Origin of the sequence: Amycolatopsis sp. DSM 110486 (assembly GCF_019468465.1) — a bacterium.
In the GTDB taxonomy this organism is placed as follows: domain Bacteria; phylum Actinomycetota; class Actinomycetes; order Mycobacteriales; family Pseudonocardiaceae; genus Amycolatopsis.
In genome coordinates, this window is record NZ_CP080519.1 from 6,532,331 (window position 1) to 6,555,998 (window position 23,668).

The 23,668-nt window shown below is 71.5% G+C and carries 21 protein-coding genes; 16 read left to right on the plus strand and 5 right to left on the minus strand.

Translation table 11 applies throughout. The features are described from left to right. Nucleotides 1-101 precede the first annotated feature (101 nt). From K1T34_RS31720 to K1T34_RS31740, 5 genes are all read left to right on the plus strand, one after another. Nucleotides 102-2,027: an intein-containing Rv2578c family radical SAM protein gene (locus K1T34_RS31720; protein WP_255637705.1), complete on the plus strand. Its 1,926-nt coding sequence runs from the start codon at nt 102-104 to the stop codon at nt 2,025-2,027. 436 nt (nt 2,028-2,463) lie between these two features. After that, a complete protein-coding gene (gene aspS / locus K1T34_RS31725; protein WP_255637707.1) occupies nt 2,464-4,317 on the plus strand; it encodes an aspartate--tRNA ligase in 1,854 nt (617 codons plus the stop codon). Further along, nucleotides 4,317-5,258 (plus strand): DUF389 domain-containing protein, encoded by a 942-nt coding sequence (locus K1T34_RS31730; protein WP_220238426.1) that lies wholly within the window; start codon nt 4,317-4,319, stop codon nt 5,256-5,258. The genes aspS and K1T34_RS31730 overlap by 1 nt, the downstream gene beginning before the upstream one ends. A 79-nt stretch (nt 5,259-5,337) precedes the next feature. Beyond that, nucleotides 5,338-6,525, plus strand: coding sequence for a phosphotransferase (locus K1T34_RS31735; protein WP_220238427.1), 1,188 nt, complete (start codon nt 5,338-5,340; stop codon nt 6,523-6,525). A gap of 258 nt (nt 6,526-6,783) precedes the next feature. Next, on the plus strand, nt 6,784-7,659 hold the full coding sequence (locus K1T34_RS31740) for an SGNH/GDSL hydrolase family protein (protein ID WP_220247516.1): 876 nt from the start codon (nt 6,784-6,786) through the stop codon (nt 7,657-7,659). Here the strand turns inward: K1T34_RS31740 and K1T34_RS31745 are convergent. From K1T34_RS31745 to K1T34_RS31755, 3 genes are all read right to left on the minus strand, one after another. Then, nucleotides 7,625-8,377: a metallophosphoesterase gene (locus tag K1T34_RS31745; protein WP_220238428.1), complete on the minus strand. Its 753-nt coding sequence runs from the start codon at nt 8,375-8,377 to the stop codon at nt 7,625-7,627. The two genes, K1T34_RS31740 and K1T34_RS31745, sit on opposite strands and share 35 nt — an antisense overlap. Nucleotides 8,378-8,453: 76 nt before the next feature. Then, nucleotides 8,454-9,662, minus strand: a complete 1,209-nt coding sequence (locus tag K1T34_RS31750; protein WP_220238429.1) for a cytochrome P450 — start codon at nt 9,660-9,662, stop codon at nt 8,454-8,456. Nucleotides 9,663-9,702: 40 nt separating this feature from the next. Beyond that, nucleotides 9,703-10,407, minus strand: coding sequence for a TetR/AcrR family transcriptional regulator (locus K1T34_RS31755; protein WP_220238430.1), 705 nt, complete (start codon nt 10,405-10,407; stop codon nt 9,703-9,705). A 124-nt stretch (nt 10,408-10,531) separates the two neighbouring features. Between K1T34_RS31755 and K1T34_RS31760 the strand changes: the two genes are divergently transcribed. Further along, nucleotides 10,532-11,914: a replication-associated recombination protein A gene (locus tag K1T34_RS31760; RefSeq protein WP_220238431.1), complete on the plus strand. Its 1,383-nt coding sequence runs from the start codon at nt 10,532-10,534 to the stop codon at nt 11,912-11,914. 3 nt (nt 11,915-11,917) lie between these two features. Here the strand turns inward: K1T34_RS31760 and K1T34_RS31765 are convergent, their stop codons facing one another. Next, entirely contained in the window at nt 11,918-12,208 is a 291-nt protein-coding gene (locus K1T34_RS31765) for a hypothetical protein (RefSeq protein WP_220238432.1), read from the minus strand. Then, entirely contained in the window at nt 12,205-12,768 is a 564-nt protein-coding gene (locus tag K1T34_RS31770; protein ID WP_220238433.1) for a PadR family transcriptional regulator, read from the minus strand. The genes K1T34_RS31765 and K1T34_RS31770 overlap by 4 nt, the downstream gene beginning before the upstream one ends. A gap of 222 nt (nt 12,769-12,990) precedes the next feature. Here K1T34_RS31770 and K1T34_RS31775 point away from each other — a divergent pair, with 222 nt between their 5' ends. The 10 genes from K1T34_RS31775 to K1T34_RS31820 all read left to right on the plus strand — a co-directional run bounded on the left by K1T34_RS31775 (nt 12,991) and on the right by K1T34_RS31820 (nt 23,654). After that, complete coding sequence (locus tag K1T34_RS31775; protein ID WP_220238434.1) at nt 12,991-13,542, plus strand: cupin; 552 nt, start codon at nt 12,991-12,993, stop codon at nt 13,540-13,542. Nucleotides 13,543-13,592: 50 nt separating this feature from the next. Next, entirely contained in the window at nt 13,593-14,450 is an 858-nt protein-coding gene (locus K1T34_RS31780; protein ID WP_220238435.1) for an NAD(P)-dependent oxidoreductase, read from the plus strand. Nucleotides 14,451-14,629: 179 nt separating this feature from the next. Then, on the plus strand, nt 14,630-15,025 hold the full coding sequence (locus K1T34_RS31785) for a DUF948 domain-containing protein (protein ID WP_220238436.1): 396 nt from the start codon (nt 14,630-14,632) through the stop codon (nt 15,023-15,025). Next, the gene (locus K1T34_RS31790; protein WP_220238437.1) at nt 15,022-15,324 is read left to right on the plus strand and encodes a hypothetical protein; all 303 of its coding nucleotides are present in this window, start codon (nt 15,022-15,024) and stop codon (nt 15,322-15,324) included. The genes K1T34_RS31785 and K1T34_RS31790 overlap by 4 nt, the downstream gene beginning before the upstream one ends. 106 nt (nt 15,325-15,430) lie before the next feature. Further along, nucleotides 15,431-18,094, plus strand: a complete 2,664-nt coding sequence (alaS, locus tag K1T34_RS31795) for an alanine--tRNA ligase (RefSeq protein WP_220238438.1) — start codon at nt 15,431-15,433, stop codon at nt 18,092-18,094. Continuing rightward, nucleotides 18,084-18,584, plus strand: coding sequence for a Holliday junction resolvase RuvX (ruvX, locus tag K1T34_RS31800; protein WP_220238439.1), 501 nt, complete (start codon nt 18,084-18,086; stop codon nt 18,582-18,584). The genes alaS and ruvX overlap by 11 nt, the downstream gene beginning before the upstream one ends. A 398-nt stretch (nt 18,585-18,982) precedes the next feature. Next, on the plus strand, nt 18,983-20,827 hold the full coding sequence (mltG, locus tag K1T34_RS31805; RefSeq protein ID WP_255637709.1) for an endolytic transglycosylase MltG: 1,845 nt from the start codon (nt 18,983-18,985) through the stop codon (nt 20,825-20,827). Continuing rightward, nucleotides 20,814-21,677, plus strand: a complete 864-nt coding sequence (locus K1T34_RS31810) for a shikimate dehydrogenase (RefSeq protein WP_220238441.1) — start codon at nt 20,814-20,816, stop codon at nt 21,675-21,677. Before mltG ends, K1T34_RS31810 begins: the two co-directional genes overlap by 14 nt. A gap of 64 nt (nt 21,678-21,741) precedes the next feature. Beyond that, on the plus strand, nt 21,742-23,019 hold the full coding sequence (locus K1T34_RS31815; protein ID WP_220238442.1) for a GrpB family protein: 1,278 nt from the start codon (nt 21,742-21,744) through the stop codon (nt 23,017-23,019). Next, the gene (locus K1T34_RS31820; RefSeq protein WP_220238443.1) at nt 23,016-23,654 is read left to right on the plus strand and encodes an HAD-IA family hydrolase; all 639 of its coding nucleotides are present in this window, start codon (nt 23,016-23,018) and stop codon (nt 23,652-23,654) included. Before K1T34_RS31815 ends, K1T34_RS31820 begins: the two co-directional genes overlap by 4 nt. The last annotated feature ends 14 nt before the right edge of the window (nt 23,655-23,668 follow it).

A 23,668-nucleotide genomic window follows, 5' to 3' on the forward strand; every position in this document is an offset into this window, starting at 1 on the left:
CGCCGCTTGCGTGTAACGGCCGTTCACGCTGTGTGCCCTCCTGGCGCGGCCGGGCTTGGCCGGCGTGAGCGTTCGAACACCTGTTTGACACACAATAGAACATGTGTTCGACTGGACGGGTGCGATGGGAACGACAACGTGCAGGGGAGGGCGAGCCGATCCTGCCTGGTCTGGACGGGCTGGTGCGGTCCGTGCGGTCACCGGAGTTCGACGGCGTCACCTTTCACGAGGTGCACGCCAAGTCCGTGCTGAACCGGGTGCCCGACGGGTCGCAGGTGCCGTTCCGGTGGACCGTGAACCCGTACCGCGGGTGTTCCCACGCGTGCACGTATTGCCTTGAAGGCGGCACACCCGTGCTGATGGCCGACGGGCGCGCGAAGCCGATCGCCGACCTCCAGGTGGGGGAGCGGATCCTCGGCACGCGCGGCCACGGCGTCGCGCGGCGGCTGGTGCCCACGGAGGTGCTGGCGCACTGGACGACGGTGCGCGAGGCGTACCGCGTGACGCTCGACGACGGCACCGCGCTCGTCACCGGGCCCGACCACCGGTTCCTCAGCGCGCGTGGCTGGAAGTACGTCACGGGCAGCAAGCTGGGCGCGGCGCAGCGGCCGCACCTGGTCGAGGGCACGGAGCTCGTCGGCGGCGGCAAGTTCGTGCGCACACCCGACGACACGCTCGGCTACCGCGCCGGCTACCTGTGCGGGATGTTGCGCTCCGGCGGCTTCGCGACGGAGAAGGACGCGGCGGCGCGGGCGGTGCGGTACCTGCCCGATTTCGGTTCGTCCGTGGGTTTCATGAGCCTGCCGGCGAAGCCCGACGCGCACTGGGCGCGCGGGTTCCTCGCCGGGCTGTTCGACCTGGCGGGCGCGTACCGGCGCGGGGTGCTGTCGATCGCGCACGACGAGACCGACGTGGTCGACGCGATGTTCGCCGCGCTGGACCGGTTCTCGTTCGAGCACGAGACGGTCGGCCACCGCGAGTACGCCGGCCGGCGCCAGGCGCGGCTGACCGGCGGTGCCGGGGAAGTGTTGCGGTTCCTGCATCTGACCGATCCGGCCGTCGCGTGGAAGCGCTCTCTCGACGGCACGACGATCGGGTCCGTGCGGCGCGTCGTCACGTCCGTCGAGTCGCTCGGCCTGGAGCTGCCGCTGTTCGACATCACCACCGGCACCGGCGATTTCGTGGCCGACGGCATGGTGTCCCACAACTGTTTCGCCCGCAACACCCACACCTACCTCGACTTCGACGCGGGCCACGACTTCGACACCCAGGTCGTGGTGAAGGTCAACGCCCCGGAAGTCCTTGCCGCGCAACTGAAACGCCCCAGCTGGCAGCGCGAGCACGTGGCCATGGGCACCAACACCGACCCGTACCAGCGCGCCGAAGGCCGCTACCAGCTCATGCCCGGCATCATCCGCGCCCTGGCCGATTCGGGCACGCCGCTGTCGATCCTGTCGAAGGGCACGGTCCTCACCCGAGACCTGCCGCTGCTGGAGTCGGTCGCCAAGGACGTCCCGGTCAGCCTCGCGGTGTCCATCGCGTTGCTCGACCGCGAGCTGCAGCGCCGTCTCGAACCCGGCACCCCGAGCCCGCAGGCGCGGCTCGACCTCGTGCGCAAGGCGCGCGCGGCCGGCCTGCCGTGTTCCGTGCTCGTCGCGCCGGTGCTGCCGTACCTCACCGACTCGGTCGAGGCCCTCGACGCGCTGTTCACCGAACTCGCCGACGCGGGCGCCGACAGCGTCAGCGTCATCCCCCTCCACCTGCGCCCCGGCGCGCGCGAGTGGTTCGCGTCGTGGCTCGGCCGCAACCACCCCGCGCTGGTGCCACGCTACAAACGCCTCTACGCGCGCGGCAGCTACGTCGACCGCGCCTACCGCCAGCAACTCGGCGAACGCGTCGGCCCGCTGCTGCGCCGCCACGGCCTGGCCCCCAAAACGGGCTACAACCCCCGCACAGCCGCCGAACCGGAAGTCCCGGAGCCCCGGGTGGAAGCCCCACCACCCGCCGAACAGCTCCGCCTGCTCTGAGCGCGCCACCCGGCCTTCCCCGACCGGCGCGGTCAGCAGCGGTGACCCGGCCGCGCCGCCCCCCGAACGGCCGGGTCACCGTCCCCCTCTCGCGCTCGGGCCTGCTCTCCCGGCGGTCGGCGCGCTCCGCGCATGACCGCCGGCGGAGTTGTCCACACCTGCCCCGAGATGTGGACAGCTCGGTGGCCCAGCGGCGTTCTCGCCGTTTTTGTCGGGGGTGCCGGATAGACTGGACAAGGGACGCCCCCCGGGGAGGGCGGGGTGTGTCTTCCCCCGGCCGATGCCCACAACCGGCTCTCCGCCATCCCGGCTCACGGCGACTCAAACTGAGAGTCAAACCTGGTCGCCGCGCTCTCCCCACCATTCGTTAGCCTCTGTGTTCGGCGAAAACCCGTCGACGAACCCGTGAACCCGTGGGCTAAGGAGAGCAGTCGCAGTGCTCCGCACTCATCAAGCCGGCACCCTGCGTGCCGAGCAGGCCGGTCAGACCGTCACCCTCACCGGCTGGGTGGCGCGGCGGCGCGATCACGGCGGAGTCATCTTCATCGACCTCCGCGACGCCAGCGGGGTCGCCCAGGTGGTCTTCCGCGAGGGCGAGATGGCCGAGCGCGCGCACGCGCTGCGGTCGGAGTTCTGCGTGAAGATCGTCGGCGAGGTGTCGAAGCGGCCCGAGGGCAACGCGAACGCCGAGATCCCCACGGGCGAGATCGAGGTCCTCGTGACCGAGCTCGTGGTGCTGTCCGAGGCCGCGCCGCTGCCGTTCCCGATCGACGACCGCGTGGACGTCGGCGAAGAGGTGCGCCTGAAGTACCGCTACCTCGACCTGCGCCGCAGCGGCCCGGCGGCCGCGATGCGCCTGCGCAGCCAGGTCAGCCGTGCCGCGCGCGCCGTGCTCGACGAGCAGGACTTCGTCGAGGTCGAGACGCCGACGATGACCCGCTCCACCCCCGAGGGTGCCCGCGACTTCCTCGTGCCGGCGCGCCTCAAGCCCGGTTCCTGGTACGCGCTGCCGCAGTCGCCGCAGCTGTTCAAGCAGCTGCTCATGGTCGGTGGCCTCGAGCGCTACTACCAGATCGCGCGCTGCTACCGCGACGAAGACTTCCGCGCCGACCGCCAGCCGGAGTTCACGCAGCTCGACATCGAGATGAGCTTCGTCGACCAGGACGACGTGATCAAGCTCGGCGAGGACATCGTGTCCGCGCTGTGGAAGCTGATCGGCCACGAGATCCCGCGCCCGATCCCGCGCATCACCTACCACGAGGCCATGGCCAAGTACGGCTCCGACAAGCCGGACCTGCGCTTCGACCTCGAGATCACCGACATGACGGAGTTCTTCGCCGACACTCCGTTCCGCGTGTTCCAGGCGCCCTACGTGGGCGCGGTCGTGATGGCAGGCGGCGCCGACCAGCCGCGCCGCCAGCTCGACGCGTGGCAGGAGTGGGCCAAGCAGCGCGGCGCCCGCGGCCTCGCCTACATCCTCGTGAACGAAGACGGCACGCTCGGCGGCCCGGTCGCGAAGAACCTGTCGGAGACCGAGCGCGAGAACGTGGCCAAGGCCGCCGGCGCGAAGGCCGGCGACTGCATCTTCTTCGCCGCCGGCAAGACCGCCACGACCCAGGGGCTGCTCGGCGCCGCGCGCGACGAGATCGGCAAGCGCCTCGGCCTCATCGACGAGGACGCCTGGTCGTTCGTGTGGGTCGTCGACGCGCCGCTGTTCGCGCCGGTCGAGGACATCGGCGACGACGTGGCCGTCGGCTCGGGCAAGTGGACCGCCGTGCACCACGCCTTCACCTCGCCCACGCCGGAGTGGGTCGACAAGTTCGAGCAGGACCCGGGCGCCGCCCTGGCCTACGCCTACGACATCGTCTGCAACGGCAACGAGATCGGCGGCGGCTCGATCCGTATCCACCGCGGCGACGTGCAGAGGCGCGTGTTCGCGCTGATGGGCCTCGGCGAGGAGGAAGCGCAGGAGAAGTTCGGCTTCCTGCTCGACGCCTTCGCCTTCGGCCCGCCGCCCCACGGCGGCATCGCGTTCGGCTGGGACCGCATCGTGATGCTGCTGGCGAAGGCCGACTCGCTGCGCGACGTCATCGCCTTCCCCAAGACCGGCGGCGGCTACGACCCGCTCACGGCCGCGCCCGCGCCCATCACGGCACAGCAGCGCAAGGAAGCCGGCATCGACGCCAAGCCCCAGGGCGCGAAGTCCGAGAACGCCAAGCCCCAGAACGCCGAGGCCAAGTCCCAGGCCGCCGAGCCCCAGAGCGCGAAACCGGCACAGCCCCAGGGCTGATGCTCCACCTCAGGGCCTTGTGCCCGCCGGATCGGACCCCCGAGGTGCTCGCGTACCTGCGAGCACACTCCGGGACCGCACACCTCGTGGTGCACCACGGGGTCGCCCTCGTGCCCGAGGGCGACCTCGTGGAGGCCGACGTCGCCCGTGAAGCCGCGGGCGACATCGTCGACGCGTTGTGCGCGCTGCACCTCGACCGCACGGGCGGGATCACGCTCGAGAACCTCGACACCGCGGTATCCGACGCGGCCGACGCCGCCGAGGAAGCCGCGCCCGGCGAGGGTGCCGACGCGATGGTGTGGCAGGAGCTGCTCGGCCGCACGGGCGAGGAGTCGCGGTGGAGCGTCACGTTCCAGGCGTTCCTGACGATCGCCTGCCTGCTCGCCGCCACGGGCGTGATCACCGACTCGCCGATCACGGTCGTCGGCGCCATGGTGGTCGGCCCCGAGTTCGGCCCGCTGGCCGCCGTCGCCGTGGGCCTGGTCCTGCGGCGCTGGGACCTCGTCCGCCGGGCGGCGATCGCGCTGGCGGTGGGGTTCCCGGTGGCGATGGTGATCACGGGCGTGGCGGTGCTGCTGGGGAGCGTGTCCGGGTTCTTCGACCCGACGAGCATCGTCGACAACTACAACGTCGACTTCGTCTACCAGGTCGGCGCGGCGTCGTTCGTGGTCGCGCTGCTCGCCGGCGCCGCCGGGATGCTCGCGATGACGTCGGCGAAGTCCGCCGCGCTGGTCGGGGTGTTCATCTCCGTGACCACCGTGCCGGCCGCCGGCTACGTGATGGTCGCGGCGGTCGCCGGACGCTGGGACCGCGCGGGATATTCGCTGCTGCAGCTGTTCGTGAACCTGCTCGGGATCGTGCTCGCTGCGGCTATTGTGCTGATACTTCGACGGCGCAAGCAACGTTCCGGCGCCCTGTTACGTCCGCTTTCACGCGGGTGATGAACTACGCGTCGGTTCGCGTGTTCTCGCCCGGATCACTGTGGTCATGGTTGCTCAGTCACGAGTAGGGTCGGTGCCAATGACAGTCGACACCTCCTCCGCCGGCGACGCGGGCGTCGGGGCAGGAGCCGGGCAGCTCGCTGTTGCCGCGGCGGTCGCGGCGGGCGAAGCGGTGCTCTCGCGCCGCTTCGGTAGCGCGATCACCCTGGTGTCACCGGAAGGACTCGAGGGCAGCGGACCGGCCACGGTCGTGCGGGCCCGGGTCGTGTCGTCGTCGTTCGCGCTGCCGCGCACGCTGGTCATCAAGTACTACCCCGACCCGCCCGAGCCCGGCGAGGCCGACCCGTTCGCGCAGGAAGCCGTGAGCTACCAGCTCTTCACGGCGTTGGCGCCCGACGAGCGCATGTGCCCCGAGCTGCTCGCCCACGACGGTCGTCACCGCGTGCTCGTGATCGAGGACCTCGGCCGTGCGCCGACGTTGCAGGACAAGCTCGCCTCGCGTGATTCCCGCGCGGCCGAGCGCGCGCTGCTGTCGTGGGCCCGCTCGCTCGGGCGCCTGCACGCGAGCACCGCCAGCCGCGAAGCCGACTTCAACGCGCTGCTGCGCCGCCTCGGCGGCCCGGTGCGCAACCAGGACGCGGGTCTCGCCGACTTCACCGCGGAGGTGCCGCCGATGCTGGCGGACCTGCTCGACGTGGTGGTCGCCGAGCCGGTCCACGACCGCGTCGCCCAGGCGGTCGCGCAGGCGCGCTCGGCGTCGTTCCGCGCGTTCAGCCCCGTGGACCTGAGCCCCGACAACAACCTCGTGACCGGCTCCGGCGTGCGGTTCCTCGACTTCGAACGCGGCCGTGTGCGCACGGCCCTGGTCGACGCCGCGTACCTGCGCCTGCCGTTCGCCTCCTGCGAAGACGCGCTGGCCCTGCCCGCAGGCATGAGCGAGGCGATGATCGCGGCCTGGCGCGCCGAGGTCGTGTCCGTGTGGCCCTCGTTCGCCGACGACGAGGAGCTCGCCGCGCAGCTCACGATCAGCGAGCTGCTCATGGTCTGGCTCATCACGCGCGAGACGCTGCCCAAGCTCGACCTCAGCCGCCACGCCACGCCCGTGAGCCGCGAGGCGGCGCTCGTCACGTGGTGGCGCGAGCTGGCGAAGCACGCGGGTTACGCACGCCTCACCGACATCGCCGAGCATGCACAGCGCGTGGCGGCGGCGCTCGGCGCGCGGCTGGGACCGCACGCGGACCTCGCGTTCTACCCCGCTTTCCGCTAGCCCGCCACCACCATCACCGGCGGCACACGGGGCTGGGTCGAACTACCCGGATCGGCTCACCGAGGCGCCTGACCATGCGATCGGCGACTCCCGCGGCGGTGGGGGATGGCCCGATTTACCCGAAAGATCCCGTTTCGCGCGGGTGAACACGGGAACCGGCAATCCCGACCCCGCCGGGCGGACAGGACATGCCAAGAGTTTCAGCCCCCGTCCATGCCGCGTTACCTGGTCATCACCGCAGGTGAGTTTCGGTGCCGGATGGTCTTCTGCGTGACCGTGATCAGCGTCGAAGTCACCCGCTTCCCCGAACCCGCCGATCCCGCGCCGCAGCGGCAGACCACCGACGCCGCGCCGGCCGACGAGCCGCGCCGCGCGCGCCGGCTGGCCATGCTGGGGGACTCCACCGCCGTGGGTCTGGGCGATCCGCTGCCGAACCGAGGCGGCTGGCGCGGGGTGGGGCCGCTGGTCGCCGCCGCGCTCGGGGTGGACGAGGACGGGTACCTCAACCCGTCGTTCGAAGGCGCGCGGATGAAGGACGTGCTGACCCAGCAGCTGCCGGCGGTGCTGGAGTTCCGGCCCGAGGTCGCGCTGCTCGTGGTCGGCATGAACGACACGCTGCGGCCCGATTTCGACGCCGAGCAGATCGCCGCCGACCTCACCGAGCTCATCCGCACGCTCGCCGCCCATGGCACGCTGCTGGTGCCGGTGCGCTTCCACGACCACGGCAAGGTGTTCCGCCTCCCGCCGTCGATCAAGCGCGCGCTCAGCGCCCGCGTCGCGGAGCTCAACGAGGTCATCGACGCGGTCGTGGCCGCCGAATGCGTGCCGTGCCTGGACCTCGACGCGATGCCCGGCGCCTACGACCTGCCGTCGTGGAGTGTCGACCGGCTGCACCCGTCGGAGCTGGGCCACCGGATGCTGGCGCTCGGCTACACCGCACTGCTGGCCGAAGCCGGGTTCGCGGTGCCGGAACCCGTGAGCCTGACCTGCTCGGGCGGCGTCCAGCCGAGCACCGCGAGCCACGTCGTGTGGCTCGTCGCGCGGGGCGTGCCGTGGCTATGGCGCCGCGGGCGCGAGTTCCTGCCCTACGCGGTGGCGATCATGTGGCGGTCGTTCCGCGAGCGCGTGGACTGAACACGCGCAACGCTTCCGCGTCCGACACCGGGTTGCGCACGAAGTAGTCCGCCCATTCTTCGATGTCGGCGTACCCCGAGCCAGCCAGCACTTCGCACGCTTTCGCGGTGTCGTAAGGGGTTCGGCGCAGCTGCACGCCGGGGCCGAGCAGGGCCCAGTGCGCACCCGTTGTGCCGTACGGCATTCCGACACTGCCGGGGTTGACGATCCGCGTGCGGTCCGCGAGCCGCACGAACGGCATGTGCGTGTGGCCGCACACCACGGTTTCCGCTGTGACGCCGCCGAGCACCTCCGCCCAGCGGGACAGCGGGCTGTCGACGAGGGCGACTTCCTCGTCGTCGCGTGGGGTCGCGTGGCAGAACAGCACCTCGCCGAGCCCGTCGACGTCGAGCGTGACGGTCAGCGGCAGCGCGGCGAGCAGCTCGACCTGGTCCGGGCGCAGCTGAGCCGCGGCCCACGGCGCGATCGGGTCGGGGATCTGCGTGGTGCCACCGCCGGCCAGTGACACGAGTTCGCGGTCGGCGTTGCCGCGCACCCACACCGCACGTTCGCCGAGCGCCCCGAGCCGGTCGAGCGTCTGCCGCGGCAGGGGACCAGCGGCGTGATCGCCGCACAGCACGACCACGTCGGCCGCCGCGACGTCCGGCTCCGCGAGCACGGCGTCGAGCGCGGGCAGCACCCCGTGGATGTCCGAAAGCACGGCGATCGAGGAGACCATCACCTCAGTCTGCCCGCCGGGACGCCGCCGGCGAGCGGTGTTCGCCGGCGGCGCAACGGTCCAGACGCGCAGATCGTCAAACGCTCAGCGGCAGCTTCGTCACGCCCGTCATCGCCGGGTTGGGCTGGAACGCCGGCGGCTCACCGGGAATCGTGCGCAGCGAGGGGTAGCGGTCGAGCAGGATGTTCAGCGCCGTGCGGCCTTCGAGCCGCGCGAGCGGCGCGCCGATGCAGAAGTGGATGCCGCGCCCGAACGCCAGGTGCGCGTGGGCGATGTCCTCGCGCGTCGGGTCGAACGAGTCCGGCTCGGCGAACACGCGCGGGTCGCGGTTGGCCGCGGCCACCCAGATCATGAGCATCTGGTCGGCCGGGATCGTGGTGCCGCCGACTTCCACCTCGCGGTTGGTCACGCGCGCCACGGCCCCGAACGGCGACAGGTAGCGCAGCGACTCCTCGATCACCGGCGCCAGCAGCGAACGGTCCGCCCGCACGCGCTCGTCCCACTCGGGGAACGCGTCGAGGCACAGCACGGTGTTGCCCAGCAGCATCGTTGTGGTGATGTGCCCGGCCAGCAGCAGCACCTGGGCGAAGTTCACGATCTCCGAACGCGTCAGCCGTTCTCCGTCGACCTCCGCCTCGACGAGCTTGGTGAGCAGGTCTTCGCGCGGGTTGCTGCGGCGTTCGTCCGCGTGCTCGCCGAGGTAGTCGGTGAACTTGCGGCTCACGGCAAGCTGTTCCTGCAGCCGCTTCTGCTGTTCCTCGGAGTCGTCGGTGAGCGAGAACTGCTCTGGGCTCTCGAACAGCCGGTCCACCCACTCGCGGAACAGGTGGCGGTCGCTCGCCGGCACGCCGAGCAGCTCGGCGATCACGATCACCGGCAGCGGGTAGGCAAGATCGGCGACGAGCTCGAGGTGGTCGCGCCCGGCGGCCTCGTCGAGCAGCTCGTGGGTCAGCTCGGCGATCCGCGGCTCGAGGTCGGCCACCACCTTCGGTGTGAAGGCGCGGCTCACGAGCTTGCGCATCTTGTTGTGCAGCGGGGGATCCAGCTGCAGCAGGTTGCCGGCCGAGAGCTCCTTGGTGTCGCCTAGGGTCTTCTCGGGCAGCAGCCGCGCGGTGTCGGAGGAGAACGTGGCCGGGTCGGACAGGATGGCGTGGGCCTCCGGGTGGCCGTAGACGTTCCACGTGCCCAGCTCGGGCTTGAACTCCACGGCGTTTTCGGGACGGTGGCCCCGCAGCCAGAACTGTTCCTTGTGGATGGTCCAGGCTTCGGGAAGTGCGGTGCTCATGGTGCGACAGCCCCAATCTGTCTTCAACTACTGGCCGGGATCAGCCGGCGCCGGTGGTGGGTTTCCCCGGGTAGATCACCGCGCGGGCGGCCGAGGCGTAGGCCTCGAACACCGTGCGGAGCTCGTCGGCCGCCTTCTCGACCATCCCCGGGTCGGGTTCGCCCGGCGGTTCGAAAGCGGCGCGGATCACGCGGGCCAGCGCGTCGGCCCTGGCCTCGAGCGGCGTGTCCGCGAACTCGGGATTGATGTTGCCGTAAAGGTAAAAACCGCTGGAGGCGGCGCCGAGCGCGAAGCGCACATCCGGGATGTCACCGCGCAGCAGGCCGCTGCCGAGGAACAGCTCGAAGGTGCGCTCGACCGCCTCCGCGGCCTCCCGCTGGGTCTCGGCCGCGCTGATCGCGTAGTCGCCGAGCAGCTCCGTGTCGTTCGCGAGCATCGCCGACAGCAGCGGGTCTCGCGTCGTGAGCAGGAACGTCGAGCGGAAGTAGCGGTGTGGCACGACCGTGTGCGGGTCGGCACGCAGCTCGGCCACCGACGCTTCGAGCAGCCGCACCGAAGCGCGCATCAGCAACGCGCCGAACAGTGAGTCTTTGGTGCGCCAGTGCAGGTAGACGGTGCCCTTGCCGATGCCGGCGCGGCGCGCGATGTCCTCGATCGTGACCTTGCGCGAGCCCCAGCGCACCAGCAGCTCGGCCGCCGCGTCGAGGATCCGGTCCGCGCGGTCGCGGTTCGGCTCGTCCGGCACCTTCGTCTCCCTTGATCGTTGACTCCGTGACCAGATTTGCTCATCTGGTCACGGGGTCAACGGTAGCGCGGGTACGCGGGCCGGGCAAGCGGAGTTGTCGGGGTGGTCGGTTAACGTCAACGGTGTGGCACAGGACGAACTCTTCACGGTGAACCCCGACCTGGGGCCGCCGCCGGAACCGACGCGCGCTGGTTCGTCGGCCGAACCGCAGGCCGACCCGGCGAGCTCGCCGCTGGCCGTGCGGATGCGGCCGCGCACGCTCGACGAGGTGGTCGGGCAGCAGCACCTGCTGCGCGAGGGCGCGCCGCTGCGTCGCCTCGTGGAGGGGGCCGCGCCGGCGTCCGTGCTGCTCTACGGTCCGCCGGGTACGGGCAAGACCACGCTGGCGAACCTCGTCTCGATCGCGACCGGCCGCCGGTTCGTCGCGATGTCCGCGCTGTCGGCGGGCGTCAAGGAGGTGCGCGGCGTCATCGAGGAGGCGCGGCGGCGCCGGCAGTACAACGCCGAGAACACCGTGCTGTTCATCGACGAGGTGCACCGCTTCTCCAAGACGCAGCAGGACGCGTTGCTGGGCGCGGTCGAGGACCGCACGGTGCTGCTGGTGGCCGCGACGACCGAGAACCCGTCGTTCTCCGTCGTGTCACCGCTGCTGTCTCGGTCGCTGGTGCTTCAGCTGCGGCCGCTGACCGACGAGGACATCGTGAAGCTGCTCGACCGCGCGCTGACCGACGAACGCGGCCTGGGCGGCTCGCTCAGGTTGACCGACGAGGCGCGCGACCACCTCGTGCGCCTGGCCGGCGGCGACGCGCGCCGCGCTCTGACGGCGCTGGAGGCCGCCGCCGACGCCGCGTCGGCAACCGAGGCCAAGACGATCGACCTCGCCACCGTCGAGTCCACTGTGGACAAGGCGGCCGTGCGCTACGACCGCGACGGCGACCAGCACTACGACGTGATCAGCGCGTTCATCAAGTCCATCCGCGGCTCCGACGTCGACGCCGCGCTGCACTACCTGGCCCGCATGATCGAGGCGGGGGAGGACCCGCGCTTCCTCGCGCGGCGGCTCGTGGTCCACGCGAGCGAGGACGTCGGCCTGGCCGATCCGACCGCACTGCAGGCGGCGGTGGCGGCCGCCCATGCCGTGCAGTTCATCGGCATGCCCGAAGGCCGCCTCGCCCTCGCGCAGGCCACCATCCACCTCGCCACGGCGCCGAAGTCCAACGCCGTGGTCACCGCCATCGACGCCGCCCTGGCCGACGTCCGCGCCGGTCTGGCCGGCACCGTGCCCCCGCCCCTGCGCGACGGCCACTACGCGGGCGCCAAGAAGCTCGGCAACGCGCAGGGCTACCGCTACCCGCACAACGTCCCGGAAGGCGTCCTGGCCCAGCAGTACCCGCCGGACGAGCTCGTCGGCCGCGACTACTACGAACCCACCCAGCGCGGCGGCGAACGCCCCCTGGCCGAGCGCGTGCCCCGCCTGCGCCGCACCATCCGCGACGAGCGGCAGTAGGGCTCACTCGGTCCGGATGGAGTCGGGCCGCATGGCGGTGCGCAGGGCGGGCAGCGCGAGGGCGGTCACGAGGAAGACGAGGGCGACGCCGGTGTCGGCGAGCGTGGTGATGGTGGCCCAGTCGACGGTCACCGACGCGCCCAGCAGCCGCGTCACCGGCGCGGCGAGGCCGATGCCGGTGCCGATCGCGGCGGCCACGGCCAGCACGAGCGGGACCGCCGTCTGCCAGAGCAACGACTTGGCCAGCACTGTCCCGCGCAGCAGCACCTCCGTGCATTCGGCCGAAGCGTTCATGCTTGCCCTCCCTCGGGTGATCCGTGCGAAGTGCGAGTGGCGGCGAGCTTCTCGGCGAGCCGGTCGAGACGGGCCGCGGCCAGCTCCAGCCAGCGCAGGTCGGCTTCGAGGTGGAACAGGGCGTAGTCGCCGATCAGCGCGTCGACGAGGTCGCCCGCGCGCTTGCGCCGGGTCAGCTCGCGCATCACGCGCAGGTGCTCGGCGCGCTGGACGTCGAGCACGTCGGCGGCGTCGCGGCCGGACAGCAGCGCGAGCACGACCTTCGTGTAGAGGATGTTCTGCAGGTGCGCGACCGGCTCTTCCGGCGTGCGCAGCCACGTCTCGATGTCGGTGATCCCGGCGTCGGTGATCGTGTAGCGCTTGCGGTCCGGCCCGCCGCCGGCCTCGACACCCGCGGCTTCGACGAGCCTGTTTTTCAACAGCCGCGACAACGTCGAGTAGACCTGCCCGTAGCGCAGTGGCCGGTCCTGGCCGAACCGTTCGTCGTAGGTCCGCTTGAGGTCGTAGCCGTGGCGCGGGTCGGTCTCCAGCAGCCCGAGCAGAGCGTGACTGATCGACATGCCGGCGACTATGCATGCCAGGTATACCCGCGATGTATAGTCGAGTTTGCGCAGTTCACCGCGCGTGGAGTGATCATCTGCCCCGCCAGGGCAGTGTTGGTTCCCCCTTCGATCCCGCTCGGTGAAACTCCCGTGAACGTCGCCACGTTCTTCCGTATAACGGCGAGAGCGGGAATGTCCGGCCGTCAGGTCGGTTGATTCCCGGTGACGGAGGGGGTGGCGATGACGCTGCTGACGGTGTGGCCCGACGACCAGCCCGGGCACGTGCTGCTGAGGACCGAGGACCCGGGGACGATCACGGCCGAGCTGGCCCGCGTCGGGGTCGAGTTCGGCCGCTGGCCGGTGGACGGGCCGCTGCCCGGCGCCAGTGAGTCCGAGGTGCTCGCCCGTTTCCAGGACCGCATCGACTCGCGCACCACGGCCGTGGGTTACCACGCCGTCGACGTGCTGACGGGCGACTTCGGCGCGGCCGAACGCAGCCTGCCGCGCGACGAGGACCGGTTCTTCGTGACCGGCTCCGCCGTCTGGTACCTGCACGCGGGCCGCCAGGTCCACGCCGTGCTGTGCGAGCCCGGCGACCTGCTCGGCATCCCGGCGCACACCCGCCACTGGCACGACGGCGGCTCGAACCCCGGCCACGTGACCGTCCGCGTGCGCCACCCGGCGTCGGGCTCGGGGACGGCGTCGGCCGAGCCGTTGCGCGCCACCGGGTTCCCCGGCTTCGACGAGCTGGTGGCCGGGCGGGCGTCGACCTGGCCCGCGCTGAGCCACTGACGGCACTGACCCCGTCTGCGGGCCGGGGTACCGACGGGCACGATGGAGCCATGACCACTGTCGCCTTCCTGGGCACCGGAATCATGGGCCACCCGATGGCCGCCAACCTCGTCCGCGCCGGCGTCTCGCTGCGCGTGTGGAACCGCACGCGCGGCAAGGCCGAGCCGCTGGCCGCCGACGGCGCCACGGTCGCGGACACCCCGGCCGAGGCCGCGGCGGACGCCGACGTGCTCGTCACGATGCTGTCCGACGGGCCCACGGTCGCCGAGGTCTTCGCCGCCGCGGAAGTCAAGGCCGGCACGGTCTGGCTGCAGATGAGCACGGTCGGCACGGAGTGGATCGCCACGCTGGCCGAGGCCGCCGAGAAGGCGGGTGTCGTGTTCGTCGACTGCCCGGTGATGGGCACGAAGGTCCCCGCCGAGCAGGCGCAGCTGCAGGTCCTGGCCGCCGGGCCGGACGACGTGCACGAGACCGCCGCGCTGATCTTCGACGCCGTCGGCTCGCGCACGCGCTGGCTGGGCACCGAGCCGGGCACCGCCACGCGGCTGAAGCTCGTGATGAACGCCTGGGTGCTCGCGCTGACCAACGGCACGGCCGAGAGCCTCGCGCTCGCCCGCGCTCTCGGCGTCGACCCGCAGCTGTTCTTCGACGTGATGGAGGGGACCGGCTTCGACGTCGGCTACGCGCGTATGAAGGGCCCGCTGATGCTCTCGGGCGACTACCCGACGAGCTTCCCCGCCGCGCTGGCCGCCAAGGACGCGCGGCTCGTGGTGGAGGCCGCGGGAGACGCGGTCGACGTGGCCGGGGCCGCGGCGACGCTCGCCCACCTGCAGGCCGCCGTCGACGCCGGCCACGGCGAGGAGGACATGGCGGTGCTGTACCGGGCGGTCGCCAAACAGGACGACTGATCGCCACCACCCGAACGCTGCGCCGGCTCGCCCGGTGGAGGTTCCGCACGGGGCACAACCGCAGGTCGGAACCGGTTCGGCTGCGCTGAGTGACCGACCGGCGGGGCGACACCGCCGAACGGCTGGCCAGGCGGTAACCTCACTGACACCGAAGACCCGTGCAACCCCGAGGAGGGCCCGTGTCGGCAGGGCAGATCGCCGCGCTGATCGCCGCAGGAGCATTCGTGGTGCTGGTCTTGCTGCTGGCGATCCCGCTGCTCAAGCTCGGCCGGACGCTGGACGAGGCGACGATCGCGATCCGCAAGGCCCACGAGAACACCGACCCGATCCTGCTGGGTGCCAACGAGACGATCACGCACGTGAACACCCAGCTCGAGCGCGTCGACGGGATCACCGCCAACGCGCAGGCCGTCACGGGCAACGTCTCGGCCCTGTCCTCGGTGTTCACCGCGACCCTCGGCGGCCCGCTCGTGAAGACCGCCGCGCTGTCCTACGGGATCAGCAAGGCGATCCGCGCGCGCCGCAAGAAGCAGGAAGCGAAGGCCCAGCGACCCGCTCGCCGGAGGAAGAAGTGAAGCGTCTGTTCTGGCTCGGCGTCGGCGTGCTCGCCGGCGTCGCGCTCACCCGCAAGGCCGGCGAGACGGTTCGTCAGGCCACGCCCTCGGGGTTAGCATCGAACCTGGGCGAGGCCGTGCGCGAGCTGGCCGGCGCCGTCGGTTCGTTCGGCGCCGAGGTGCGCGCCGGGATGAGCGAACGGGAGCAGGAGCTGCACGACATGGTCGAGGAACGGACCGGCTACATCGCGCCGCCGGGTGGCGCGGGCCGGCACGCCGCCGCGCGCCCGGTCCGGCGAGCTCGCCGGGCGGAAGGCTGATCTTCTCGCGTCCGCGAGCAGTGCCTTCCGCCGTCGCCGCCTCCCCCTTTTCCCGGTCCGATCTTCGCGCCGAGCGGTGCGCGGACCCCAGCCCGAGGACACACCCGTGGACACACACGAGATCACCGAACGATTCCTGCGCCATTACGAGGAGAAGGGGCACACCCGCGTGCCCAGCGCCTCGCTGATCCTCGACGATCCGAACCTGCTGTTCGTGAACGCCGGCATGGTGCAGTTCAAGCCGTACTTCCTCGGTGAGGCGCCGCCGCCGTACTCGCGCGCGACCAGCGTGCAGAAGTGCGTGCGCACGCCCGACATCGACGAGGTCGGCAAGACCACGCGGCACAACACGTTCTTCCAGATGGCGGGCAACTTCTCGTTCGGCGACTACTTCAAGGAAGGCGCCATCGAGCTGGCCTGGGAGCTGATCACCGGGCCGCAGTCCGAGGGCGGCTACGGGCTCGACCCCGACCGGATCTGGGCGACCGTGTTCGAGGACGACGCCGAAGCGGCGGGGCTGTGGCGCAAGCTCACCGGCCTGCCGTCCGAGCGCATCCAGCGGCGCGGCATGGAGGACAACTTCTGGTCCATGGGCATCCCCGGCCCGTGCGGCCCGAGCTCCGAGATCTACTACGACCGCGGCCCCGAGTACGGCCGCGAGGGCGGGCCCGTCGCGGACGAGGACCGCTACATCGAGATCTGGAACCTGGTGTTCATGCAGAACATCCGGGGCGAGGGCGCGGGCAAGAAGAGCTTCCCGATCCTCGGTGACCTGCCGGCGAAGAACATCGACACCGGCATGGGTGTCGAGCGCGTCGCGACGATCCTGCAAGGCGTCGAGAACGTGTACGAGACCGACCTCGTCCGCCCGGTGATCGGCCGCGCCGAAGAGTTCTCGGGCCGCCGCTACGGCGCCAACCACACCGACGACGTCCGCTTCCGCGTGATCGCCGACCACGCGCGCACCGGCGTGCTGCTGATCGGCGACGGCGTGACGCCGGGCAACGACGGCCGCGGCTACGTGCTGCGCCGGCTGCTGCGCCGTATCGTCCGCTCCACGCGCCTGCTGGGCGTGCAGGAGCCGGTGCTGCAGGCGTTCGCCGAGGTCGTGCGCGACACGATGGGCCCGACGTACGCGAACCTCGTCACGGACTTCGACCGCATCTCCGAGGTCGTGCGCGTGGAGGAGGAGGCGTTTCTCGCCACCCTCACCAGCGGTTCGCGCATCTTCGACCTCGCGGCGGCCGAGACGAAGAAGTCCGGCGGCGACCTCCTCGCGGGCGACAAGGCGTTCCAGCTGCACGACACCTACGGGTTCCCGATCGACCTCACCCTCGAGATGGCGGCCGAACAGGGCCTGACCGTCGACGAGGACGGGTTCCGCACGCTCATGGAAGAGCAGCGCACCCGGGCGAAGGCCGACGCGGCCCAGCGCAAGCACGGCCACGGCGACCTGTCGGAGTACCGCAAGCTGCTGGAGCGCAACGGCGAGACCGAATTCCTCGGCTACACCGACCTGCAGGCCTCGGCCAAGGTCGTCGGCCTGCTCGAAGACGGGCAGCCGGTGCGCAGCGTCGCCGCGGGCCACAAGGCCGAGCTGGTGCTCGACCGCACGCCGTTCTACGCCGAGAGCGGTGGCCAGGTCGCCGACATCGGCGTGCTGCTCGGCAACGGTGTGAAGATCAACGTGCTCGACGTGCAGAAGGTCGTGCCGGGTCTGTTCGTGCACCGTGTCGAGGTCGCCGAGGGCGAGGTCGGCATCGGCACCGAGCTCACCGGCTCGGTGGACGGCGCGCGTCGCCTCTCGATCGAGCGTTCGCACTCGGCGACGCACCTCGTGCACGCGGCCGTGCGCGGGGCGTACGGCAAGCGCGCGGCGCAGGCCGGCTCGCTCAACTCGCCGGGCCGGATGCGGTTCGACTTCACCACGCCCGCCTCGGTGTCGACCGACATCCTCACCGAGGTCGAGGAAGAGGTGAACGACTACCTGCAGACCGACGTCGAGGTGCAGAGCTACATCACCACCAAGGACAAGGCGCTCGAGCTGGGCGCGGTCGCGCTCTTCGGCGAGAAGTACGGCAACGACGTGCGCGTCGTCGACATGGGCGACTACTCGCGCGAGCTGTGCGGTGGCACGCACGTGGACCGCATCGGCCAGCTGGGCCTGGTGAAGCTCGTGGGCGACTCATCGATCGGGTCTGGTGTGCACCGCGTCGAGGCGCTGGTGGGCCCGGACGCGCTCAAGCACGTGCGCAAGGAACAGCTGCTCGTGTCGCAGCTGGCGAACACGTTCAAGGTGCCCACCGACCAGCTGCCCTCGCGCATCGAGGACGTGCTTTCGCGGCTGAAGAACGCGGAGAAGGAGATCGAGCAGCTGCGCACGCAGCAGGTGCTCGGCTCGGCGGGCGCGCTCGCCGACAAAGCGCAGGACGCCGGCGGCGTGTCGGTGGTCGCGGAGGTCGTGCCGGACGTCGACGGCAACGGGCTGCGGGCGCTCGCGTCCGACGTCCGGGGCCGGCTGGGCGCCCGGCCCGGCGTGGTGGCGCTGTTCGCGCCGTCGGGCGACAAAGTGGCGTTCGTCGTCGCGACCACGGCCGCGGCGCGCGACCAGGGCATCGCGGCGGGCAAGCTCGTGCCGTCGTTCGCCGAGGCCATCGGTGGCCGCGGCGGCGGCAAGCCCGACATGGCACAGGGTGGCGGCAGCAACCCGGCCGGCGCGCAGCAGGCCGTCGAGGCGCTGCGTGCGGCGGTCGCCGGCGTTGGCCGCTAGCTCGCGGCGGGGCCCGGATCGACCCGGTGAGTCCGATCCGGGCCGCGGCAGGCGGCTCGGGGTCGATGTCGGGTCTGTCCGGGTGGGGGTGGCGCTGAGCGATCCCGCCCCCATCCTCGCGAGCCCGCTCGTTACCCTCTCCCGTGATGCGAAGGACGACAGCGATCTGGACAAGCTTGCCGAACTCGTCACCGAACACGAGGTGGTCGAGGTGATCGTGGGCTTGCCGAAGACACTGGCGAACCGAACCGGACCCGCCGCGCAGATCGCGGTGGAGTACGCCGACAAGCTGGCCACGCGGGTCGGCGACGTGCCGGTGCGCCTCGCCGACGAACGGTTGACGACGGTCACGGCGTCCCGAATGCTTTCCCAGCGGGGGGTCAAGGGACGCAAGCAGCGGGCGGTGGTCGACCAGGCCGCCGCCGTCGAGATCCTGCAGGCCTGGCTCGACGCCGCCGCCGCGCAGCGCGCCCGGAAAGGCGAGTCATGACCGAGCCCCGCGGTCCCGAAGACCAAGGCGGCCGCCGACGGTTGCGCGATCCCGGCACCCCACCGCCGGGCGGGCCGCGGCGAGCCCGGCGCACGCCGCCGCCGTCCGGCGCCCATGAGCAGCCGCCGCGTTCCCACCACGCCGCCCCCGAGCCGTACGACGACGCCCCGCCGCCCCCACCGAGCGGCGGCCGACGGCGCCGTCGCGAGGCCTCGGACGAGGTGCCGCCTCCTCCTCAGGCCCCTCCGCCGGGCCCACCGGGCTCTCCGCCCGCCACCGGCCGTCGCCGCCGACGCGATCCCGCCGACGTGCCTCCGCCTGACTTCCCGCAGCCCTCGGGTGACTCTCGCCGAGGCGATCCGCCGCAGCCTTCCGGCGACCCGCGGGGTGCCGGCGAGATGCCGCCTCCGCCGCCGGGCCCGCCCACCGGGCCGCGCCGCCGTCGCCGCGCCGAGCCGGGCGACGTGCCTCCGGCACCGCCGCGCCGCCGTCCGCGCTCGGACACCGGCGACCTGCCGCTGCCCGGCGACCCCGGCCCTTCGCGCCCGGTCCGCCGTCCCGGCCCTCCGGACGGCTCCATGCCGCCGGATCCACGTTTCGCAGGTCCTGTGGACGGCTCGATGCCGCCCGACCCGCGCTTTGCCGGCCCGGTGGACGGTTCGATGCCGCCCGACCCGCGTTTCAACGGCCCGGTCGATGGCTCCATCTCCATGCCGCCGGACCCCCGGTTCGCCGGCCCGCCTGACGGCTCCATGCCTCGCGACCCCCGCTTCGCCGGTCCCGTTGACGGTTCGATGCCGCCTGACCCGCGCTTCGCCGGCCCGCCCGACGGCTCCATGCCGCCCGACCCGCGGCTCGGCAGGCCGGGTCCGTCGCCGAGGCGCAGGCCGCAGCCGGTCGAGCACCCGACCGACGTGATCCCGGCCGTGCCGGACTCGGCGCCGCAGGAGCGTGAGCAGCTCGACGACCTGTTCGGCGACGATGACTACGAAGACGAGTACCGCGAAGACGGCGAGTACGACCAGGCGTACGACGACGAGGAGTACGGCGAATACGAGGACGCCGAGTACGAAGACGAGGAGTACGCCGAAGAACCCGCGCCCGCCAAGAAAAAGAAGAAGCGCAAGCGCAGCAAACGCGCGCTCGGCTGGGTCGCGGCGCTGCTGGTCCTCGTGGTGTTCGCCGGCGGCGCGTACTACGGCTACCAGAAGATCTTCGGCTACAACGACTTCGACGGCACCGGCGAAGGCAGCGCGCTCATCCAGGTCGAAGACGGCGACACCACGTCGGCGATCGGCGGCAAGCTGGTGGACGCGGGCGTCGTCGCGAGCACCTCGGCGTTCGTGAAGGCCGGCGCGGAGAACACCGCGCTGAGCCGGATCCAGCAGGGCTACTACCTGCTCAAGCAGCACATGTCCGGCGAGAGCGCGGTGTCGCTGATCACCTCGCCGGGCGCGCACGTCGGCCGGCTGGAGATCCGCCCGTACACGCAGCTCGACGACGTGAAGCAGCCCGGCGACAAGGTCGCGCCGGGTATCTACTCGGCGATCTCCAAGGCCTCGTGCGCCGAGCTCGACGGCAAGAGCACCTGCGTCTCCACGGACGCGTTGCGCAAGACCGTCGCGGACGCCGATCTCAAGACGCTCGGCGTGCCCGACTGGGCAGTGGACCCCGCGCAGAAGGCCCTGAGCAAGGACAAGCGCATCGAAGGCCTGATCGCGCCGGGGCTCTACGACGTCAAACCGGGCTGGACTGCGTCGGAGCTGATCACGAACCTCGTGAAGCAGTCGGCCTCGGCCATCCAGGCCGCGGGCTTGAGCGCCCAGAGCACCGGGCCCAAGCAGACGCCGTACCAGACGCTGATCGTCGCGTCGCTCATCGAGCGCGAGGCGATCACCCCCGATTTCCCCAAGATCGCGCGGGTCATCTACAACCGGCTCGACCAGAGGATCAAACTCGGCTTCGACTCGACCGTGAACTACGTGGTCGACAAACCGACCCTGCTCACGAACAAGGCGGATCGAGAAGCCCCGGGGCCGTACAACACGTATCTGAACTACGGCCTCCCGCCGACCCCGATCGGGGTGCCCAGCACCGACGCCATCAAGGCGGCGCTCGACCCGCCGGACGGCGACGAGCTGTACTTCGTGAAGTGCGAGAAGGACGGGCACTCCTGCTTCGCCACGACGCTGACCGACCACAACAAGAACATTGATCTGGCGCATTCCCGTGGCGTCTTCTGACGGGCCCCGCAAGGCCGCGGTGCTGGGCAAGCCGGTCGAGCACTCGCTTTCGCCGGTGCTGCACCGCGCGGCGTTCGACGCGCTCGGGCTCACGGGCTGGACGTACGAGCGCGTGGAGACCGGGGCCGACGAGCTGCCCGGGTTCGTCGACGGGCTCGGCCCCGAGTGGGTCGGCCTGTCGGTGACGATGCCGGGCAAGCGCCGGGCGCTCGACCACGCGGCCGAGGTCACGCCACGCGCGGCGGCGGTCGGTGCGGCGAACACGCTGGTGCGCGTCGAGGGCGGCTGGCTCGCCGATTGCACCGACGTCGACGGCGTCACGGGCGCACTGCGGGCCGCGGGTGGGTACGCACCTTCGCCGGGCGACCGGGCGGTGGTGCTCGGAGCCGGCGGAACGGCGGCGGCCGCGGTGGTCGGGCTCGCCGCGCTGGGCGTGGCGTCCGCGAGTCTCGTGGTGCGGGAGCCTAGGCGGGCGGGGGAGACGCTCGACGCGGCCAAGCGCGCGGGCCTCGATGTCGAGGTGCTCCGGTGGTCCGAAGTGGACTTCCCGGCGCTGGCGGCGCGCACGGCCGTGCTGGTGAACACCGTGCCGCCAGAGGCGGTGCTGGCTCACATCTCCGCGCTCGCGGGCGTGCCCAGCGTGCTGGACGTGATCTACCACCCGTGGCCGACGCCGCTGGCCGAAGCCGTCGCCGCTCGCGGTGGCCGGCTGGCGACGGGGCTGGACATGTTGCTGCACCAGGCGTTCGGCCAGGCGGAGCACTTCACAGGCCGGCCCGCGCCGCGTGAGGAGATGCGCGCTGCCCTGCGGGCGGCGACCGGGGACATCCTGCCGCTGCCGATTTCCTGAGGCGTGCCGGCTGCCGAATCGCTATCCTGGCCGACTGCCCATTCGCCGTTGATCAGGGGGATCCTTGCCGTCCACGAGCCAGCAGCCGCACACCGACGACGAAATCCGCGAGTCCTGGGTCGACGAGCCGCCGCGCCTCGACACCACGGTGACGCTTGCCGAGTACGACTCACAGTGGCCGGTGTTGTTCGAACGCGAAGCTGAGCGAATCCGCACAGCTCTGGGGGAGAACGTGGTGCTGCTCGAACACGTCGGGTCCACTTCGGTACCCGGCCTCGCCGCCAAGCCGATCATCGACATCCTGCTGGAAGTCCCGGACTCCGACGACGAGGACGCCTACGTGCCGGCGCTCGAAGCCGCGGGCTACCGGCTCGTGATCCGCGAGCCGGACTGGGAGAAGCACCGCTGCTTCACCGGGACCGACCCGAAGGTCAACCTTCACGTCCATTCCCCGGGCAACGGCCAGACCGAGCGATACCTGCTCTTTCGTGATCGGATGCGCACACATCCTGAGGAGCTGGCGACATACCTTGCGAAGAAACGCACACTGGCTGCGAAAACCTGGACGTACATCCAGCACTACGCGGACGCGAAGAGTGAGGTCATCGACGAGATCGTCGGCCGCGCCCGCGCCGCGCGGCTCGAAACGGCGCAGTACGACGGGTTCAGCCAGGCCTACGCCGAGCATGCGGCGAAAAGCGTGACGAACGCGCTGTACGACCGCCCGGCGATCGTGGAGCTGGCCGGTGACGTGGCCGGCAAGCGGGTCCTTGACGTCGGGTGCGCGGCCGGTCATCTGAGCGCGTTGCTCGCCGGCCGTGGTGCCGACGTGCTGGGTGTTGACATCAGCAAAGGCCTGATCTCCTTGGCGCGCAAGGAGTTCGGTGACCTGGCGAAGTTCGAGGTCGCCGACATCGCGAAGCCACTGTCCCTTGAGGACGGTTCGATCGACGTCATCACCGCGTCCCTTGTCCTGCACTACCTGGCAGATTTCGGACCGACGTTGTGCGAATTCCACCGCGTGTTGCGCCCGGGCGGACAGCTCGTGTTCTCGGTGCACCACCCCGGCGAGGACTGGCACTGGTTCGAGCGCGAGAACTACTTCGAGACCGAGCTGCTCGACGACGAGTTCCTGCTCGGTTCCCACCGTCAGGCGGTGCAGTTCTACCGCCGGCCGCTCAGCTGGACGTTCGACGCGGTGCGCGACGCGGGGTTCACCGTCGACCGGCTGGTGGAACCGATGCCCGTGGCCGAGGCCGACGCGGCCGACCCGCGGATCGCAGAGGGGCTGCGGACGAAGCCGCGGTTCCTGTACTTCCGTTGTGTGGCAGGAGAAGCATGATCCTGGAGTGCCGTGCGGTGCTGTTCGACGTCGACGGGGTGCTGGTGGACTCCACGGCTTCGGGCGAGCGGTCGTGGACGCGGTGGGCGCGAGAGCACGGGCTGGACCCGGCCGTCGTGCTCGACGGGGTGCACGGCCGCCGGTCCACGGAGACGGTGCGGATGCACCTGCCCGAAGCCCAGGCCGACGAAGGCCTGCGCCGGATCGACGAGCTGGAGATCGGCGACGCCGGCACCACCGTCGCGATCCCCGGCGCGGCCGAGCTGCTCGCGAGCGTGGCAGGGAACTGGGCCGTGGTGACCTCGGCGTCGCGGCCGTTGCTCGAAGCCCGGCTCGCCGCCGCGGGCCTGCCGCTCGCGCCCGTGGTGGTGACGGCCGCCGACGTGTCGCGGGGCAAACCGGACCCCGAGGGCTATCTGCTCGGGGCGCGGCGGGTCGGCGTGCCGATCGGCGAGTGCGCGATCTTCGAGGACAGCGGCAACGGCCTGGCCGCCGCGGTGGCGGCCGGCCCCGCCGCCGTGGTGGGCGTGGGCCGCGGCGCGCTGGACTCGCCCGCCGCGCCCGTGGTCCAGGATCTGGCCGGGATCCGCTGGACCGGCGCCGGCTTGCGGGTGGACGCTGTTCTGCGCGCCTGAGCGGACTACGGTGG